Origin of the sequence: Micromonospora sp. RTP1Z1 (assembly GCF_033804685.1) — a bacterium.
Taxonomy (GTDB): domain Bacteria; phylum Actinomycetota; class Actinomycetes; order Mycobacteriales; family Micromonosporaceae; genus Micromonospora.
In genome coordinates this window covers 21,516-40,393 of the sequence record NZ_JAPFQV010000060.1, presented here as the reverse complement: position 1 = coordinate 40,393, position 18,878 = coordinate 21,516, and the positions used below count along the sequence as shown (strand labels likewise).

The window sequence follows — 18,878 nt, the reverse complement described above, 5'->3', positions numbered from 1 at the left end:
CAGTGCCGGGACGCCTCCGGGCGGCGGAGCCGGGGCAGGGTGGCGTCGACGTCCTGCAGGGCCGCGCCCACGGCCAGCACCCCGCACGCGGACCAGCCGGCGGCCAGCCCGGCGCCGGCCGCGTGCAGGGCGACCACTCCGGCCACCGTGGCCCGGGACAGCGCCGCCCGGGGGTCGATCGCGGCGACCGCCGCCATGCCGAAGATCGTGGCGACCGCGGCGCCGACCAGCACCGGCGACCACCAGGGCAGGTCGAAGGCGGCGGGAGTGCCGATGGTGGCCAGCACGACGGCCGCGCCCGTCACGTCGTACTTCCACGGCGTCGGCAGCAGGATGCCGGCGACGACGGCCAGCAGCGCCAGCGCGACCGGCGCCTGCCACGTCGCCCCGCCGGTCGGCGCGGCCGGCCAGCCGGTCAGGTCGCCGGCCCAGATCGGACCCGGGGTGGCCAGTACGCCGACCCCGCCGCGCAGCGCGCTCCAGCCGGCGATCAGCCCGATCAGCGTGCCGCCGACCGCTATGCCGAGGATCGGCCCCCGCCGCCACTCCTCGGGCATGGCCCGGGCCGCGACGGCGACCACCAGCTCCAGCGCGGCCGCCACCATGAGCTGCCCGCCGGGCGCGAGCACGGCGGCGATCCGGGCCAGGGTGGCGATCAGCGCCGCGGTGGTCGCGGCGGCGGCCAGGTCGGAGCCGTCCAGCGTCAGGTCGGAGCGGCGACCCCGGTCGATGGATGGGTCGAGGAAGAGCAGCACCGCGGCGACGAGCATCAGCGCGCCCACCCAGGCGTCGGCGCTGGTGGTGCCCGGCGCGCCGAACGCGGCCGCGGCGACCGCCAGCGCGCCGAGCCCGGTGCCCACGGCCTGCGGCAGGCTGAGGTGCCGCTGCGCCACCTGGCGGATCGCGGCGTAGCCGAGGGTGACGCAGACGCCGAGGAAGCTCGCCGCGAGCACCGGGACGGTGACCTCGCGCATGCTCGCCGGGGTGGGGGTCGGATCGATGGGCACCGTGGCGGAGACGAACGCGGCGACCGCCCCCGGCAGCGCGAACGCCGCCCCGCCGGCGGCCCAGCCGGAGACCGTGTCCGCCGCAGCCGGGGCGAGTCGGATCCGGGGCGCGAGCGAGACCAGCGCGCCGGCCAGGAAGAGGGTGGTCAGCGCGGCGGCGGTCAGCGCCGGGCGGGAGAGCGCCGCCCCGGCGCCGGCGACGCCCAGCCCGGTCGCGGTGACCGCGTGCACCACGGCGGAACGTCCGCTGTCCGCGGAGAGCGCCAGCACGCCGATGCCCACCGCGGTCAGCAGCGTCGGCCACGGAGCGGCCGCCCAGCCCAGCCCGAGGGAGGCCGGTACGGCGAGCGCGGTCAGCGCCGCCCCGATCACCGCCAACTCGCGTCGGATCTCCGGGGGCAGGGCGACCACCGCGGCGATGGTGAGCAGGAAGGCGCTCGCGGCGAGCTGCCAGCCGGTCGGGCCGACCGCCGCCGCCAGCGTGGCGGGCCACCGGTCCAGGTCCGCCGCCCAGGCGGGCAGCCCCGCCCGGACCGGCGCCAGCCCGGCCCGCAGCGCGCCGCCGGCCACCACCAGGCCGCTGACCGTCAGGGCCACGGCCGAGGCGAGCTGCGGCCCGCGCCGGGCCGCCTCCGGTACGGCCCGCACGGCCAGCCCGGTGACCGTGATCACCGCCGCGATGAGCAGCAGCGACCGGCCGGGGAAGGCGACCGAGGCGATCCGGCCCAGCGCGCCGATCACCGCGAGGGTGACGATGCCGGCGCCGACGTCGGGCAGCGGCGGTCGACGCAGCACCAGCGTGCCGGCCAGCCCGACCAGCGCGGCGAGCAGCAGTACGGCGCCCGCGCCGGTGGCGACCGGCACCGTGTCGGCGCGCAGCAGCGCGGTGACCGCGTACGCCAGGGCGACCGCGACCGCCGCGCCGTGCAGCACCCAGGTCAGCTCGCCCAGCCAGGGCACCGGCCGGGCCGGTCCGGGTGCCGGGGCGGCCGGCGCTTCCGCGCCGAGTACCTCGGCGGACTCCTCGGGGTCCGTCTCCGGGCGACCCTCGGCGGCCCGCTGCCGAGGTGGCGGCGGTGCCGGCGGCGGGGTCGGCAGGTCACGCCGGACCGGTCGCTCGAGGATCACCGCCGAGCGGGCCAGCGCGAGGTCGACCACGGCGACCACGGTCAGCACCAGCGCCCAGCCGGCCGGCCCGGTGATCCGGTCGTAGGCCAGCAGCGGCAGCACCGGCTGGGCGGCGAGCACGGTCGCGAACCGGGGCGCGCGCAGCCCGGTCCCCTGGGCGTACCCGAGGGCCACCAGGGCGGTCAACAGGAAGATCGACCCGGCGAAGACCGCGCCCGATGCGCCGCCGATCCGGTCGACCGCCCAGAGCGCGTACCCGGCCAGCGGCACCAGCAGCAGGCCGACCGCGGCGATCGTCTCGGCGGTCGTGGTGAGCCCGCGGCGGGTCAGCACCGGTGGGGCGAGCAGCATCAGCACCGTCGCGACCAGCAGCACGCCGAGCCGGGCCAGCGCGTCCATCGAGCTGGTCGCGACCGCGGCGAAAACCACCGCCGCCACGCCGAGCAGCAGCGCGCCGAGGCCGAGGGGGATGTTCTGCACCTCGCGGGACGAGGCCTCCGGCGGGTGCTCCGGGTCGTCCACGTCGAGCCAGTGCGCGGTGGACCGGGGCGGCGACGGCGGGAGGTCGTCCGGGCCGGGTGGCGGGGTGCCCTGGCGGGGCACCCGGGGCGGCGCGCCGGTGGTGGCCGTCGGCGGGCGGCGGCCCGGCCGGCGGCGCAGCACCCTGCGGGGCCGGGTGGCCTGCTTGATCCGTTCCTCGCCGGCGTGCGCGAGGATGTCCCGCTGGAAGAGGGCGGCCTGCATCTTGGCGGCGATCTGCCGTTGCTCGCGGGCGATCTCGGCGTCCCGCGCCTTCATCTCCGCGATCGAACGCTCGATCTCCGCCAGGTGCTCGGCCCACTGTGGCTGGTCCGCCCCGCACTGCGGGCAGATGACGGCCGGCTTGATCTCCCGCCCGCACGAGGCGCAACTGAAGGTCTGCACGACACCCCTCCGTCCGGCCGGCCCGCACTGCGGACCTCCACTGTCGCAGCATGCCCTGACCGGGCGCGGATTTCGACAGTTGCCGGCGCGTTCGGAGCAAAAAGAAACGGCCGGCCGTGGAGCAGCTCCACGGCCGGCCGTACGCGTCGGGTCGGGGTCAGGGGCGGCCCATGCCGCGGTACTCCCAACCCGCCTGGGTCCACAGTGTGGAGTCGAGGCAGTTGCGCCCGTCTACCACCCGCCGGCCCCGCGCCAGCTCGCCCAGGGCGACCGGGTCCGCGTTACGGAACTCGGCCCACTCGGTGAGCACGCAGACCAGGTCGGCGCCGCTGACGGCGTCGGTCATGGTCTTCTCGTACGTCAGCTCGGGCATCGCCCGGCGGGCGTTCTCGGCGCCCTGCGGGTCGAAGACGTGCACGTCGGCCCCGGCCTTGCCGAGCAGGGAGGCGACCGCCAGCGCCGGGGCGTCCCGGACGTCGTCGGTGTTCGGCTTGAAGGTGGCGCCGAGCACGGCGATCCGGGTGCCGGAGAGGTCCGGCCCGGCCGGGCCGGAGCGGCGGCCGAGTAGCTCGGCGGCGAGCTGGACCACGCGGGTCCGCCGGCGCAGGTTGATCAGGTCGACCTCGTGCAGGAAGCGCAGCGCCTCACCGGCGCCGAGCTCCTGCGCACGGGCCTGGAAGGCCCGGATGTCCTTGGGCAGGCAGGCGCCGCCGAAGCCCAGACCGGCCTGGAGGAAGCGGTTGCCGATCCGGGGGTCGTACCCGATCGAGCGGGCCAGCTGGGTGACGTCGCCCCCGGCGGCCTCGCAGACCTCGGCCATCGCGTTGATGAAGGAGATCTTGGTGGCGAGGAAGGCGTTCGCGGCGACCTTGACCAGCTCGGCGGTGGCGAAGTCGGTGACCACCAGCGGGACCTCGCGGTCCTCGGTGGCGGCCAGGTCGAAGACGCCCTTGTGGGCGGCGTAGAGCATGCCGTTGGCCCACTCGCTCTTGACGCCGACCACGATCCGGTTGGGGCGCAGCACGTCGTCGACGGCGAAGCCCTCCTGGAGGAACTCCGGGCTCCACGCCACCTCGACGCCGAGGTCGGCGGGGGTGTGCTTGCCGACCAGCTGCTCAACCCACTCGGCGGTGCCGACCGGGACGGTGGACTTGCCGACGATCAGCGCCTTGCGGGTCAGGTGCTGGGCCAGGCTGGTCACCGACGCCTCGACGTACGACAGGTCGGCGCCCATGCCGTCGGCGCGCTGCGGGGTGCCCACGCAGATGAAGTGCACGTCGCCGAACTCGGCGGTCTCCGCGATGTCGGTGCTGAACCGCAGCCGGCCGGCGGCCAGGTTCCGCCGCAGCAGCTCGTCCAGGCCCGGCTCGTGGATCGGCACCTCGCCGGCGTTCAGCTTGGCGATCTTGTCGGCGTCGACGTCGAAGCCGAGCACCTCGTAGCCGAGTTCCGCGTAGCAGATGGCGTACGTCGCTCCGAGGTAGCCGGTGCCGAGGAAGGTCACCCGGGGCCGGGCCGCGCCGGAGGGCGGGGTCACCGCAGCGATGGCCGGCACCGGCTGGGTGTTCGGGTACGGGATCGTCACGCCTGTCTTCTCCGCTCGCACTGGCGGCGCTTCCTTGCGTCGCGTTCGGCTGCGGCGCCTGGCCGGGCGCCGGTTGGGGGGACGTTCTGTGGTCGCCGGTCGGCGTCTGCGCCTGTCACGCACGAGCCTACGCGGCGGTAAGGAGCACCAGAACCCCGGTCGCTATCCTTCACTCCGCGCGGTCGGCGGTTGTCAGGCGCTACAGACTGGGCATGATAGCGGTGAAGGGGAGGGGCCAACATGGCCGCAGAGCAGTCGTTCGACGTCTACCGGTTGCCGGAGGAGCACGAGGCGATCCGGGAGGCGGTCCGTGAGGTCTGTGCGGCCAAGGTGGCCCCGCACGCAGCTGAGGCGGATGAGACCGGTGAGTTCCCGAAGGCGTCGTACGACGCCCTGCGGGCCGCCGACTTCCACGCCCCGCACATCCCGGTCGAGTACGGCGGCGCCGGCGCGGACGCGCTGGCCACGGCCATCGTGATCGAGGAGGTGGCTCGGGCCTGCGCCTCGTCCTCGCTGATCCCGGCGGTCAACAAGCTGGGCACGATGCCGCTGATCCTGGCCGGCTCGGAGGAGCTCAAGCGGAGGTACCTGACCCCGGTCGCGGCCGGCGACGCGATGTTCTCGTACTGCCTCTCGGAGCCGGAGGCGGGCAGCGACGCCGCCTCGATGACGACCCGCGCGGTGCGTGACGGCGACCACTGGGTGCTCAACGGCGTGAAGCGGTGGATCACCAACGCCGGGGTCTCCGAGTACTACACGGTGTTCGCTGTGACCGATCCCACAGCCCGCTCGCGGGGCATCTCCGCCTTCGTGGTGGAGAAGTCGGACGCCGGGGTCAGCTTCGGCGCCCCGGAGAAGAAGCTCGGCATCAAGGGCTCCCCGACCCGCGAGGTCTACCTCGACAACGTCCGGATCCCGGCGGACCGGATGATCGGCGCGGAGGGAACCGGCTTCGCCAGCGCGATGCAGACCCTGGACCACACCCGGGTCACCATCGCCGCCCAGGCGGTCGGCATCGCGCAGGGCGCGCTGGACTACGCCAAGGGGTACGTGAGCGAGCGCAGGCAGTTCGGCAAGGCGATCGCCGAGTTCCAGGGCATTCAGTTCATGCTCGCCGACATGGGCATGAAGCTGGAGGCGGCCCGGCAGCTCACCTACACCGCGGCCGGCAAGTCCGAGCGCGGCGACGCGGACCTGACCTACTTCGGCGCTGCCGCGAAGTGCTTCGCCTCGGACGCCGCCATGGAGATCACCACCGACGCGGTGCAGCTGCTGGGCGGCTACGGCTACACCCGCGACTACCCGGTCGAGCGGATGATGCGGGATGCCAAGATCACCCAGATCTACGAGGGCACCAACCAGGTCCAGCGCATCGTCATGGCGCGCCAGCTGCTCAAGGGCTGACCGGGCGGATCTGATCGGGCGGGCGGGCCGGGGTCTCCGGCCCGCCCGCGGCGGTCAGCGGGTGCCGGTGGTGCCCTCCGGTCGGGTGGTGGCGCGCGGCGGCGCGGACCACGGCGACTCGCCGGTGGCCCGGCGGGGCAGCGGTTCGGTGGGGGTCGGGTCGGGATAGTCGAGGGTGAGCGGGGCGGGGTCCCGGTCGTTCCGGGCGCCGGCCGGCGGCCAGTCGCTGATCGGGAAGACGTTCTCGGCCGGCTTGTCGGCCGAGGTCAGCTCCGCCTCGGCCGGGGACGTCGCCGCCGGCCACGGCCGCCAGCGCTGCGCGCTGAAGGCCGCCATCAGCAGCAGCACGCCGATCAGGAACAGCGTGCCGTTCTCCACCGGCTGGCGCAGCGGCAGCGGGTCCCCGAGCACCTTCCAGTTGTCAGGGATCCAGCCGCGGACCGTGAACGGCGCGATGAACATCCCGACGTACGGGGTGATCAGCAGCAGCCCGGCGAACAGCGCGCCGAGCGGCGAGAAGCGCAGCGTGCCGAGTAGGCCGAGCAGGAGGCCGGCGACGCCGAGGTAGACGGCGGGCTCGATCAGGTTGGGGGTGCTGTACGTACCGATCTCCACCCAGCGGTGCACGGTACGTCCAGACCCGTCCTGCCCGAGGGTGACGAGCACCCAGGTGACGGGCGCCACCACCAACCCGGCAAGGAAGCTCCAGAGATGTCGCATCCGCGCACCGTACCGTTTCCGGCATGACAGATCATCCCTCCACCGTGCCGGCGGGCAAGTCGACGTCTTACTCCCGGGTCACGCTCAGCCGCATCATGACCGCAGTCGATGTCAATCTGTACGGAACCGTGCACGGTGGGGTACTGATGAAGTTCGTGGACGACGTGGCCGGGGCGGCCGCGGCGCGGCACAGCGGCGGCACCGCGGTCACCGCCTCGATCGACGAGATCGTCTTCTCCGAGCCGGTCCGGGTGGGCGACCTGGTGCACGCGCACGCCCAGGTGAACTGGACCGGCAACACCTCGATGGAGGTGGGGGTGCGGGTGGTCGCCGAGCGCTGGGACTCGGCCGAGGACGAGCCGGTCGGGGTGGCCACCGCGTACCTGGTCTTCGTGGGGGTGGACGTGGGCGGCGCGCCACGGCCGGTCCGGCCGGTGCTGCCGGAGACGCCGGAGGACGAGCGACGGTTCCGGGAGGCGGAGATCCGCCGGGCGCACCGGCTGGCCAAGCGTCGGGCGATCCAGGCCGCCCGCGCCGGCTGACGCCCGGTCCACATACCCGCCGGGCGGGGCGTGTGGGCCGGCCACGCCCCCTGGGCGGCACCCGGTGCGGAGAATGGCCCTGCGAGGTAGGGCAAGATGGCGGCACGGCCCATGTCACAGTGTCGTGCGGGCCGCAGGGAGGGTGGAGTAGTGGGTGACGTGCTGTGGACGCCGCCGGCCGACGTGCGCGAGCGGTCCCGGATCGGTGACTACCTGCGCTGGCTGGCCGAGCACCGCGGGCTGGAGTTCGCCGACTACGACGCGCTGTGGCAGTGGTCGGTCACCGACCTCGCCGCGTTCTGGCGGTCGATCTGGGAGTACTTCGACGTCGTCGCGTACACCCCGCCGACCGCCACGCTGACCGACCCGGCGATGCCTGGCACCCGCTGGTTCCCCGGCGCCACGCTCAACTACGCCGAGAACGTGCTGCGGATGCCCGGCCGGGGCGACGACGACCCGGTGGTGATCGCGCACGGCCAGACCCGGCCGCCGGTCACGCTGACCGCCGGGCAGCTGCGCGAGCAGGTCCGCCGGGTGGCGGCCGGGCTGCGCCGGCTCGGCGTCGGCCCCGGTGACCGGGTCGCGGCGTACGCGCCGAACATCCCCGAGACGTACGTGCTGCTGCTCGCCACCGCCAGCCTCGGCGGGATCTTCTCCTCCTGCGCCCCCGAGTTCGGCACCCGCAGCGTCACCGACCGCTGGCAGCAGATCGAGCCGAAGGTCCTGGTCGCGGTCGACGGCTATCGGTACGGCGACAAGCCGGTGGACCGGCGGGGCGAGGTGGCCGCCATCCGGGCCGCGCTGCCGTCGCTCCGGCACACCGTCAGCGTCGCGTACCTCGACCCGGCCGGCGTCCCGCCGGAGGGCGCGCTCTCCTGGGACGAGCTGGCCGCGCCGACCGACGAGCCGCTGGCCTTCACCCCGGTGCCGTTCGACCACCCGCTCTACGTGCTCTACTCCTCCGGCACCACCGGGCTGCCCAAGCCGATCGTGCACGGCCACGGGGGCATCCTGCTGGAGCACCTGAAGATGCTCGCGCTGCACCACGACCTGGGCCCAGCGGACCGGTTCTTCTGGTTCACCACCACCGGCTGGATGATGTGGAACTTCCTGGTCTCCGGGCCGGCGGTGGGCGCGGCGATCGTGCTCTTCGACGGCAACCCGGGCCACCCCGACCTGGGCGCGCTCTGGCGGCTGGCCGAGGAGACCGGCACGACCTACCTCGGCACCTCCGCGCCGTTCCTGCTGGCCTGCCGCAAGGCCGGGCTGATGCCGAGGGAGATCGCCGACCTGTCCGCGCTGCGCGGCGTCGGCTCGACCGGCGCGCCGCTGCCCGCCGAGGGCTTCACCTGGGTGTACGAGAACGTCGGCGACCGCCTCCAGCTCCAGTCCCTCTCCGGCGGCACGGACGTCTGCACCGGCTTCGTCGGCGGCGTGCCGTTGCTGCCGGTGCACGCCGGGGAGATCACCTGCCGGGCGCTCGGGGCGAAGGTGGAGGCCCGTTCGGCTGCCGGCACCCCGGTGATCGGGGAGCTGGGCGAGCTGGTGATCACCGCGCCGATGCCCAGCATGCCGGTGGGCTTCTGGAACGACCCGGACGGCGTCCGCTACCGGGAGGCGTACTTCGAGCTCTACCCGGGCGTCTGGCGGCACGGGGACTGGATCACGATCAACGAGCGCGGCGGCTGCGTGATCACCGGTCGCTCCGACGCCACTCTCAACCGCGGCGGCGTACGCCTCGGCACCGCCGAGTTCTACTCGGTGGTGGAGGGGCTGGACGAGGTCGTCGACTCGGTGGTCGTGCACCTGGAGGACGACCAGGGCGGCGCGGGGGAGCTGCTGCTCTTCGTGGTGCTCGCCGAGGGCCGCGAGCTGGACGACGCGTTGCGGAAGAGGATCTGCCGGGAGCTGCGGACCGCCCTGTCGCCGCGGCACGTCCCCGACGAGATCCACCAGGTTCGCGCCGTGCCCCGCACCCTGTCCGCGAAGAAGCTCGAGGTCCCGGTCAAGAAGATCCTGACCGGCACCCCGGTGGACTCGGCGGCCGCCAAGGGCGCCCTCGTCAACCCGGAGTCCCTCGCGGCCTTCGCCCAGTTCGCCCAGCGCCGCATCCCCACCGACTCGGACTCCCCGGCCCCGGCCTGAAGTGCACCGGGGGGGCGGGGGTACGGGCTAGGTCAGGGTGCGGGTGGTCTTCTCGCTCGTCGCGCGGGAGTCGAGGCGGGAGCGGTCGAGGTTGCCGCAGAGGACGATGCTGGCAGCGGCCGTCAGGGGGGCGAGGAGCCAGTCGACCGGGTCCGGGTGCGTCGCCGTGTCGATGAGGATGCGGTCGCCGGGGGCGATGCCCAGGTCCGCGGCGCGGGCGGCCGCGCGGGCCAGCAGGTCCGCGTCCGCCTCGCCGCCGCCCGGGTACGGGGTGAAGTGGTCCCCGTGGCCGCGTACCTCGACGACGTAGTCGGCGAAGCTGGGCGGCACCTGACGCAGCGGGGCGGCGAACGGGGCGAGCGCGAGGGCGTACCGTTCGCCGGCCGACCAGGCCTCCGCCTCGGCGGCCCGGTCGGCTGCGGCGAAGAGCACCGCCACGTCACCCGGCGTGTCGACCACCGTCACCTTCGCCGACCAGCAGCCGAGCAGTACCGCGGCGGTCTGCCAGTGCGGCGGCAGCAGCACGCCGGCCGTGTCGCCGGGGGCGACGGCCGCCTCGTCGACGAGCAGGTTGGCCGTCTTGGCCACCCAGTTCGCCAGCGTCGCGCCGGAGAGTTCGGTCCGCTCGCCGGTCGCGTCGTCGTACCAGGTCAGCAGGGGGCGGGTCGGATCGGTCGCGATCGCGTCGGCGAAGACCCGGGCAATGTTGTCGGCCATCGGCGCGAACGATACGCGGTCCCCGCCCGTACTCGATGGCGATGACAAGTCGGCGTACCGTCGGGTCGCAGTCAGCGTCGGGACCTTGCCCCGGCGTAGGCTTGCCGCCAGTGTTGTGTGCCACAGATCCGCAAGCCTGAGGAGTCGCCCCGTGACCGCCGGTCGCCCGCCCCGCGTGCTCATCGACGCCACGAGTGTCCCCGCCGACCGTGGCGGCGTCGGTAGATACGTCGATGGCCTGCTCGGCGCCCTGGGCAAGGTCTGCGGCTCCGGCGTGGACCTGGCTGTGGTGAGCCTCCGCACCGACCTGGAGCGCTACAGCCGGATGCTGCCGGGGGCCGAGGTCGTCCCCGCCCCGGCGGCGGTCGCGCATCGTCCCGCCCGGCTCGCCTGGGAGCAGACCGGCCTGCCGCTGCTCGCCCAACAGGTGGGGGCGGAAGTGCTGCACTCGCCCTTCTACACCTGCCCGCTGCGGGCCGGCTGCCCGGTCACGGTCACCGTGCACGACGCGACCTTCTTCACCGAGCCGGAGCATTACGACAAGTCCCGCCGCACGTTCTTCCGCAGCGCGATCAAGACGTCGCTGCGCCGCGCGAACCGGGTGATCGTGCCGAGCAAGGCCACCCGGGACGAGTTGATCCGGCTGCTCGACGCCGACCCGACCCGGATCGACGTGGCGTACCACGGCGTCGACCAGGCGGCCTTCCACGCCCCGAGCGAGGAGGAGAAGGCTCGGGTGCGGGCCCGGTTGGGGCTCGGCAGCAGCAGCTACATCGCGTTCCTCGGGGCCAAGGAGCCGCGCAAGAACGTACCCAACCTGATCCGCGGCTGGGGCCGCGCGGTGGCCGACCGGGCCGACCCGCCGGCCCTGGTCATCGCCGGCGGCCAGGGGCACGACGACGACATCGACCGCGCGGTGGCCGAGGTGCCGTCGCACCTGCGGCTGCTGCGCCCGGGCTACCTGCGCTACGCCGACCTGCCCGGCTTCCTCGGCGGCGCCCTGGTCGCCGCCTATCCGTCGTACGGCGAGGGTTTCGGCCTGCCGATCCTGGAAGCGATGGCCTGCGCCGCGCCGGTGCTGACCACGCCCCGGCTCTCCCTGCCGGAGGTGGGCGGCGACGCGGTGGCCTACACCAGCGAGGACCCGGCCCAGATCGCCACCGACCTGACCGCCCTGCTGGACGACGAGCACCGCCGGCTTTCCCTGGCCAAGGCCGGTTTCGACCGGGCCAAGGAGTTCACCTGGGAGTCCAGCGCCGAGGTGCACATCGCGGCGTGGAGCCGGGCCCGTTCCTGAGTGCCCGCTGCCGGTGCGGCCGGCCGTGCGCCCGGAGCATGGCGGTTCGGGCATGATGTGCTGATGTTCTATGCCGTCATCCCGGCGGGTGGCAGTGGCACGAGGTTGTGGCCGCTGTCCCGTGCCGGCCACCCCAAATTCCTCCACCCGCTGACCGGCACCCCGGCCTCGCTGCTCCAGGCCACGGTGGACCGGCTCGCGCCGCTGACCACACCCGAGCGCACGTTGGTGGTCACCGGTGCCGCACACGTCGCGGCCGTGGCTCGGCAACTGGCCGGCCTGCCGGAGGAGAACATCCTCGTGGAGCCCTCGCCGCGTGACTCCTGCGCGGCGATCGCGCTGGCCGCCGCGGTGATCGCGCTGCGCGAGCCGGAAGCGGTGATGGGCTCGTTCGCCGCCGACCACCTGATCGGTGACCCGGCCCGCTGGGCGGAGACGGTGCGCCAGGCGATCGGCGGCGCCGAGCAGGGGCTGCTGATGACGGTGGGGATCACACCGACCCGACCGGAGACCGGCTACGGCTACCTGGAGACCGGCGACCCGACCGGTGCCGGTCCACTGCGCCCGGTCACCGAGTTCAAGGAGAAGCCGGCCGCCGAGGTGGCCGAGGGGTACGTCCGCTCTGGGCGGCACCTCTGGAACGCCAGCATGTTCGTCTGGCGGGTGGACGTCTTCCTGGCCGAGCTGGCCCGGCAGCAGCCGGCGCTGCACGCCGGGATCACCGCGATCGCGGCCGCCTGGGGCACCCCGGAGCAGGACGACATCCTCGGCACCGTCTGGCCGACCCTGCCGAAGATCTCCGTCGACTACGCGGTCATGGAGGGCGCGGCGACGGCCGGCCGGGTGGCCACCGTGCCCGGCGACTTCGGCTGGAACGACGTCGGCGACTTCCACACCCTCGGCGAGGTGCTGCCCGCCGACCCGGACGGCAACGTGGTGCTCGGCATCGACGGCAAGCCGGGCGTGCTGCTGCGGGACAGCCGCAACCTGGTGGTGGTGCCGCAGTCGGGAAGGCTGGTGGCCGTCCTCGGCGTGCACGACCTGATCGTGGTGGACACCCCGGACGCGGTGCTTGTCTGCCCCCGCGACCGGGCCCAGGACGTCAAGAAGCTGGTCGACGAGCTGAAGGAACGCGGCGAGGAGGGTCTGGTCTGAGCCCGGTGGGCTGACTGCGTCGCGGGTCGGGCGGGCGTGACGGGCCGCTCCGGGTGAGCGGCTGCCGGGTCAGCCGGCGGACCGGCGGCCCAGGGCGGCCAGGGCCGGTGCGACGAGTTGGACCGTACCGTCGGCCAGCGGCTCGGGCAGCCGGTCCGGCGGGAACCAGCCCAACGCCGCCGACTCGTCGCTCACCTGCTCGGTCGCCCCGGCCGGGGCGAACACCGCGAACCGGACGTCGTAGTGCAGCGAGCCGCCCCGACAGCTCACCGGGTGGATGTCCACGTCGATCGGGACCGGGTCGACCAGCAGCCCGGCGATCCCCGACTCCTCGGTCGCCTCGCGCAGCGCGGCGCCCGCCAGGGTCCGGTCGCCGGGCTCGCAGTGCCCGCCGAGCTGCACCCACTTGCGGAACTTGCCGTGCAGGCAGAGCAGCACCCGCCCGCCGGTGGGGTCGAGCACCAGCGCGCTGGCGGTGACGTGCCCGGCCCGATTGCCCCGGCTCATCGCCACCGGTCCCGCCGCCAGCAGGTCCAGCGTGCGGTCCCGCGCCTCGCCCGCCGCCGGGCCGGTCGGTGTCCAGCCGGCCAGCACGGCGGCGGCGTCGGCGTGCAGGTCGGCGTACCCCTCGGCGGTGGGCGACGGGGCGGCGGGGCTCTTGACGGGAACGGTGTCGGGCACCCCGACACTCTACGAGCACGGGCTCCGTACCCTGGCCCGGTGACCCTGCGACTCGTCGAGTTCGTCGTCGCCGGCAACGAGGCCAGCGACCTGCTGCCGGTGCGCTCGCCGGCGCTGCTGCGCGCGCACCGCGCGCGGCGCGGCTTCTGGACCGTCCTGGACGAGGGCCCGGTGGAACGCTGCCTGGCCCTGCTGCTCGAACGCGAGGACGGCGAGTGGGCGGCGCACCACGTCACCGCCGACGCGGGCGGGGAGAACGGCCGGACCGAGGACGGCGAGGCGCTCGCCCACCACGACGGCTGGGTGTACGTCATCGGCTCGCACTTCGGTTCGAAGGCCGGCCCGCTGCGGCCCCGCCGGGCGTTCGTGGCCAGGTTCCGGGAGGACGACGCCGCGACCGGCACGCTGCCCGTGCACGTGGTGCGCAACCGGTTCCGGCTGCACCGGGCGGTGAACGACGCGCTCGCCGCCGCGCCGCTGACCCCGGTGCCGCCGGGTCACCGGGTCCGGCACCGGTTCATCGTGGAGACCCTGGCGCGGGGCACCGCCCGGGAGAAGAGTTGGGTGAGCCGGCTCGCCGAGGACGACCTGCCGCTCAACGTCGAGGCGGCCGCCTTCACGCCGGCCGGCACGGTGCTGCTCGGGCTCCGGTTCCCGGTGACCGCCGAGGGCGAGCCGATCCTGGTCGAGTTGGCCGGGGTGGCCGGGATGTTCGCCGCCGACCCGGTCTGGCCGCGGGCCGTCGGGGCGTACGCGCTGACCGGGGTGACCCCGCCGGGCGCGCTGGCCGGCTTCCGGGCGATCGCGCCCACCGCGGACGGCGGGTACGCGGCGGTGATCGGGTCGATCGACGCGTTGGGCAAGGGTTCGGTGCTGCTGGACGACCATCCGCAGGGCGGCGGGGTGATCTCGCGGCACGTCCGCTTCCGGCTCGACGTCACGCCGGACGCGCGGGTGGCCGGGAAGGTGGTGGCCGACCTGGCGCCGTTCCACCACGTGGAGGGGCTGGCCGAGCTGGAAGGGCGCTGCTGGTACGTCACCGACGAGGACCATCGGGTCGCACTCTGGGTCGACTGACGCCCGGGTCGAGCCGGTGGGCGACCGGGTGGCACCTCTGCGGACTGTGGGCCGCAGACCCTCGTGGTGTCGCCCGGTCGCCGCTTCCCCCTGCCCCCGGTCACCCCCCGGCGCCGGTGACGTCCCGGCCCCGACGGGCAAGGGGAAGCATGCCCAACCCGGCCTGGCCACGTCGAGGTTTTTCAGCTCACGCTTAAAGATGGAGATTAGTGCCGGCGGGTACAGTGCAGGTGGTCGGCGGCGCACTCCCTCTGCCCGCCCCCGGGAGCGCTCCATGCTGAAGATCCTTTTCACGAGCGAGGACATTCTGCGGACCAGGGTGGCCCCTGCCGCAGACCCGGTCTGGGAACTCGTCCTCAGCCTGCACCTGTTGCAGGGCCGCAGCCGGGACCCGCTGATGGCGAACTGGCGGCGCAGCGTGGCCCGGACCCTGCGGACCGACAGCGCCGCCGACCGGCTCCGCCTGCTCTTCGCGCTGAACCCGCCGCGCGGCTACTTCCCCGACTTCCTCACCCCGTACGAGAGCCTGGCGGGCTTGGAGGCCGGGCTGGAGGCGGTCCGGGGTACGCCGGCCGACCTGCTGCGGCGGGACCTGACCCTGCTGGCCGCGGAGACCACGCTGCCCTCCTCGGCGTCCGCGCTGGCCCGGGGTGAGCCCGAGGTGCTGCGCCAGCTCACCGATTCGATGGCGCGGTACCAGGAGTTGGCCATCGCGCCGTACTGGTCCCGGATCCGGGCAACCGTGGAGGCGGACCGGGCGCGGCGGGCCCGGGCCCTGCTCGACGGCGGCGTGGAGGGGCTGCTCGCCAGCCTGCGCCCGAGCATGCGCTGGGAGGCGGGGGTGCTCGAGGTGCTCGACTACCCGGACAGCCGGGAGCTGCACCTGGACGGTCGCGGGCTGCTGCTGGTCCCGTCCTTCTTCTGCGCGCGGACCCCGGTCGCGCTGCTCGACCCGACCCTGCCGCCGGTGCTGGTCTACCCGGTGGACCGGCTCGGCGGGCTCGCCCCGGTGGCCGGCCGGGGCGCCGGCCCGGCGTCGACCGACGGAAACCGCCTAGCCCTGGCGGCCCTGCTCGGGCGGACCCGCGCCGCCGTGCTGGAGGCGACCGACGACGGCTGCACCACCGGCGAGGTGGCCCGCCGGCTGCACATCTCGCCGGCCGCGGCCAGCCAGCACACCGCCGTGCTGCGCAACGCCGGGCTGCTGGTCAGCCACCGGGACCGCAACACCGTGCTGCACACCCTGACCCCGCTCGGCCGGGCCATGCTCGACACCTGACCCGCGCCGGCGCTGCGGCCCGCGCGGCGGACGGGTGGGGTCAGACGGCCAGGGCGGCGCGGGCGGTGGTCCCGTCGGGCGGCGGCAGGAGCGCGGAGGAGACACCCTCCGCGGCCAGGGCGGTCCGCAGCCGTTGCACGTCGGCGCCGAAGCGCACCAGGTCCGGCTGGTCGACCGGCGCCGGCGGGGCCCCGAGGAGCAGCCCGGTGGCCTGCGCCGGCCAGCCCGGCACGGTGGCCACCAGGCCGGCGCGTACCTCCTCGTCGGTGACGTGGGTGAAGACCGTGCCGGGCGCGACCACGTCGGCGACCGCGGCGACGGCCCGGTCGACCGCGGCCGGGTCGGCCCGCGTCGGCCCCGGCCCGTCGGCCAGGGTGGCGGCCGCGCGGAGCCCGGCGGCCTTCGCCTCGGCGGTGCCCAGCGAGAAGAGGTCGAGCTCGGCGTTCCGGACCAGCGCGCGGGCGCCCTCGCCGTCGCCGGCCCGGGCCACGCCGAGGTAGCCCCGGACCACCGCGACCGGCACCTGGTCGCACTTGCCCTTGATCAGCTCGCCGGCGCCGGCCAACTCGTCCACCACGGCCATCTCGGTCAGCTGCAGCTCGTTGCCGTACGGGTCGATCTCGCCCCGGTGGTCGCGGATGGCCGGCATCCCGGCCACCCCGAGCGCCACGTCGGTGAGCCCGTTGCGCCACGGTCGGCCCATCGTGTCGCTGATGATCACCGCGACGTCGAGGTCGTAGCGGTCCCGCAGCCCGGCGCGCAGCGCCCGGGCCGAGGCGTCCGGGTCCTCCGGAAGCAGCACCAGTCGGGTCTTGTCGACGTTCGAGGCGTCGATCCCGGCGGAGGCCATCACGAAGCCGTGATGGGTCTGCACGATCCGGGTCGCCCCCCGGGTCGCCACCACCCGGGCGGTCTCCGCGGCGAGCACCTCGTCCCGGGCGGCGAGCCGCTCCGGGCCGTCCGCCGGCACGTCGACCAGCCGGCCCTCCGCCTTCGACACGATCTTGCTGGTCACCACCAGCACGTCGCCGTCGCGCAGCCACGGCGCCGCGGCGGCGATCAGCGCCGCCAGGTCGTCGCCCTCGGTCACGTCGCCGATGCCCGGCACCGGCAGGATCTCCAGCCTCACACCAGCTCCAATGCGGCGCGGACCATCGCCACCGTCGCCGCCTCGTCGGTCATCCGCAGCGGCGCCGTCCGGACGGTCACCTCCGGCACCAGCGCGCCCTCGTCCTCCGGCGCGACCAGCCAGCCGTCGAGCAGCCCGCCCGCCGGCCGTCCGCCGTAGAGCCCGCCCACCCCGGCCGCGCTGCACTCCACACCGAGCACGGCCAGGCAGCGGTCGGCCATGCCGCGCACGGGCGCTCCGCCGATGACCGGCGACACGCCCACCACCGGCGCCGGCCCGTCAGTGACCGCCTCGCGCAGCCCCGGCACGGCCAGGATCGGGGCGATGCTCACCACCGGGTTGCTCGGCGCGATCAGCACCACGTCGGCGGACCCGATCGCCTCCAGCACCCCCGGCGCCGGCTTCGCGGTCTCCGCGCCGACGAAGACGAACCGGTGCGTCGGGATGTCCGCCCGGTACCGCACCCACCACTCCTGGAAGTGGATCGCCCGCTGCCCCTGGTCCCCGTCCACAGCGCTGGCGCTGTTCGCGACTGCGGGGCTCGCAAGCTCACTCCTCCCGCTCACCACGACGTGGGTCTCCAGGCGGTCGTCGGTGGCCGGCAGCATGGTCAGGCCCGGTTCCCACCGGGTGGCCAGCGCCTGGGTCACCGCGGAGAGCGGGTACCCGGCGTTGAGCGTCGTCGTCCGCACCAGGTGCGTCGCGATGTCCTTGTCGCCGAGGCCGAACCAGCTCGGCTCGGCGCCGTACGCGGCCAGCTCCGACTTGACCGTCCAGGTCTCGCCCACCCGACCCCAGCCCCGCTCCGGGTCGGCGCCGCCGCCCAGCGTGTACATCACGCTGTCCAGGTCGGGGCAGACCTTCAGCCCGTGCAGCAGCAGGTCGTCGCCGACGTTGACCACGGCGGTCACCTCGGCACCCACCTCCCGGGCGTACGCCCGGACGCCGAGCAGGAACCGGGCGCCGCCGATCCCGCCGGTCAGAACCACGATGCGCATGGCGTCCATCCTTCCGCACGCGCCGCCGTCGATCGGCCGGTGGCCGGGGAGACGTGACTTCTAGTCCCACCACATGCTTGAATCCGTCCCAGCACATGCTGACAGCCGGCCTTGGATGCTCGGTCATGCTGGGTACAGTCGGTGACAGCTGAGCCGTCGTGGCGGCGCACTCACGTGCCGATGAGAGTCCGGCCGCCGTGTGTGACTCGCCGAGACAGCGCTATGCCGCTAATGCCTTGGTTACCTGCAGCAGATCCTCGGGCGGCATCCCGCCTCGCGTACGAACGGCATGGTCGTAGTCACACACCAGGACCTCGTCTTGCCATGTCCAGTGGGCAGGGTGTTCGAGCAGCTGCCGGGGCCGGTTCGTCAGCGACCGCAGGGTCGCATGCCTGGCTGCCGACGGTCAGTAGCGCTGCGGCGGCCAGTCCCACCGCCTCCTTAGGTGTGTTCGCGTCACCTAAGGCCGGCAGCAAGAGGAGCAGACGCTGCGCCCGAGTGCCCAGCCGGCCTCGCGAGACCAATCGCTCTGCTTCCGGCCAGGACAGTCCTGGTCCATAGCCGTGCCCCTCGCGAGCAGCCACGCTGATGCGTCGCCCGCTGCCGTCGGGAAGGACCAGGAAGTCGTAACCGCCCTCGTAGTCGTAGCCATGCCAGCACACGACCGCGAAATCTGCTTGGCCGGCACCCAAGCGCAGTACAGGCCACCGGCCCGACTGCCTGATCAGCTCATCCAATTCATCTGCGTCGTCGTCATCGCCGTCGAACAGGGCGCCGACCAGCTCGGGATCGGCGTAGCCGGCCATCAGGCTCAGCCAGAACGTCCGTCGCTGCAGCAGCCAGGTGCCGTCGGCCAAGATGTCCGGCGAGACATCTTCGTAACGTCGCAGATAGTCCTCAGCCTGAGGATGATCCAGCATTGGCCGAGATGACAGTGGCCCCTTCCCGCCGAGAGTCGAGGCGTCTTGGCCTGCGGCCGACGTGCCATATGTCGCGGACCGTGAGGGCCTCCGCGGCACGTCTTGAGAACCATGCAAGGCATCAGGTGGGACGCTGTCAAGCACCTCCGGGGACACGACACCGGGGAGAC

At 74.1% G+C, this 18,878-nt stretch carries 14 protein-coding genes and 1 pseudogene; 7 read left to right on the top strand and 8 right to left on the bottom strand.

The genetic code is table 11. From position 1 onward, the window contains the following. Positions 1-3,059 (bottom strand): annotated as a pseudogene (locus tag SLP03_RS25010) (permease); the annotation flags it as partial. Positions 3,060-3,216: 157 nt separating this feature from the next. Continuing rightward, positions 3,217-4,644, bottom strand: a complete 1,428-nt coding sequence (locus tag SLP03_RS25005; protein ID WP_319463073.1) for a UDP-glucose/GDP-mannose dehydrogenase family protein — start codon at positions 4,642-4,644, stop codon at positions 3,217-3,219. Positions 4,645-4,884: 240 nt separating this feature from the next. On the opposite strand from SLP03_RS25005, the gene SLP03_RS25000 reads away from it, so the two are divergent. After that, on the top strand, positions 4,885-6,048 hold the full coding sequence (locus tag SLP03_RS25000; protein ID WP_319463072.1) for an acyl-CoA dehydrogenase family protein: 1,164 nt from the start codon (positions 4,885-4,887) through the stop codon (positions 6,046-6,048). 54 nt (positions 6,049-6,102) lie between these two features. On the opposite strand, the gene SLP03_RS24995 is transcribed toward SLP03_RS25000, so the two are convergent. Continuing rightward, entirely contained in the window at positions 6,103-6,768 is a 666-nt protein-coding gene (locus SLP03_RS24995; protein WP_319463071.1) for a hypothetical protein, read from the bottom strand. A 23-nt stretch (positions 6,769-6,791) separates the two neighbouring features. Between SLP03_RS24995 and SLP03_RS24990 the strand changes: the two genes are divergently transcribed. Both SLP03_RS24990 and SLP03_RS24985 read left to right on the top strand, forming a co-directional pair. Then, complete coding sequence (locus SLP03_RS24990; protein ID WP_319463070.1) at positions 6,792-7,310, top strand: acyl-CoA thioesterase; 519 nt, start codon at positions 6,792-6,794, stop codon at positions 7,308-7,310. Between the two features lie 150 nt (positions 7,311-7,460). Continuing rightward, positions 7,461-9,455, top strand: a complete 1,995-nt coding sequence (locus SLP03_RS24985; RefSeq protein WP_319463069.1) for an acetoacetate--CoA ligase — start codon at positions 7,461-7,463, stop codon at positions 9,453-9,455. 27 nt (positions 9,456-9,482) lie between these two features. On the opposite strand, the gene SLP03_RS24980 is transcribed toward SLP03_RS24985, so the two are convergent. Further along, the gene (locus SLP03_RS24980) at positions 9,483-10,172 is read right to left on the bottom strand and encodes a TIGR03089 family protein (RefSeq protein WP_319463068.1); all 690 of its coding nucleotides are present in this window, start codon (positions 10,170-10,172) and stop codon (positions 9,483-9,485) included. A 151-nt stretch (positions 10,173-10,323) separates the two neighbouring features. Here SLP03_RS24980 and SLP03_RS24975 point away from each other — a divergent pair, with 151 nt between their 5' ends. Then, entirely contained in the window at positions 10,324-11,469 is a 1,146-nt protein-coding gene (locus tag SLP03_RS24975) for a glycosyltransferase family 1 protein (protein ID WP_319463067.1), read from the top strand. Between the two features lie 63 nt (positions 11,470-11,532). Beyond that, positions 11,533-12,624, top strand: a complete 1,092-nt coding sequence (locus tag SLP03_RS24970; RefSeq protein ID WP_319463066.1) for a mannose-1-phosphate guanylyltransferase — start codon at positions 11,533-11,535, stop codon at positions 12,622-12,624. Between the two features lie 69 nt (positions 12,625-12,693). Here SLP03_RS24970 and SLP03_RS24965 read toward each other — a convergent pair whose 3' ends face one another. Continuing rightward, the gene (locus SLP03_RS24965) at positions 12,694-13,239 is read right to left on the bottom strand and encodes an NUDIX hydrolase (protein ID WP_319463074.1); all 546 of its coding nucleotides are present in this window, start codon (positions 13,237-13,239) and stop codon (positions 12,694-12,696) included. A 105-nt stretch (positions 13,240-13,344) separates the two neighbouring features. On the opposite strand from SLP03_RS24965, the gene SLP03_RS24960 reads away from it, so the two are divergent. Both SLP03_RS24960 and SLP03_RS24955 read left to right on the top strand, forming a co-directional pair. Beyond that, a complete protein-coding gene (locus tag SLP03_RS24960) occupies positions 13,345-14,382 on the top strand; it encodes a hypothetical protein (protein WP_319463065.1) in 1,038 nt (345 codons plus the stop codon). 274 nt (positions 14,383-14,656) lie between these two features. Further along, the gene (locus SLP03_RS24955) at positions 14,657-15,661 is read left to right on the top strand and encodes a winged helix-turn-helix domain-containing protein (protein WP_319463064.1); all 1,005 of its coding nucleotides are present in this window, start codon (positions 14,657-14,659) and stop codon (positions 15,659-15,661) included. A 40-nt stretch (positions 15,662-15,701) separates the two neighbouring features. Here SLP03_RS24955 and SLP03_RS24950 read toward each other — a convergent pair whose 3' ends face one another. The 3 genes from SLP03_RS24950 to SLP03_RS24940 all read right to left on the bottom strand — a co-directional run bounded on the left by SLP03_RS24950 (position 15,702) and on the right by SLP03_RS24940 (position 18,708). Next, on the bottom strand, positions 15,702-16,790 hold the full coding sequence (locus SLP03_RS24950; RefSeq protein ID WP_319463063.1) for a coenzyme F420-0:L-glutamate ligase: 1,089 nt from the start codon (positions 16,788-16,790) through the stop codon (positions 15,702-15,704). After that, entirely contained in the window at positions 16,787-17,788 is a 1,002-nt protein-coding gene (gene cofD, locus SLP03_RS24945) for a 2-phospho-L-lactate transferase (protein ID WP_319463062.1), read from the bottom strand. The genes SLP03_RS24950 and cofD overlap by 4 nt, the downstream gene beginning before the upstream one ends. 299 nt (positions 17,789-18,087) lie before the next feature. Beyond that, on the bottom strand, positions 18,088-18,708 hold the full coding sequence (locus SLP03_RS24940; RefSeq protein ID WP_319463061.1) for a hypothetical protein: 621 nt from the start codon (positions 18,706-18,708) through the stop codon (positions 18,088-18,090). Positions 18,709-18,878: the final 170 nt, after the last annotated feature.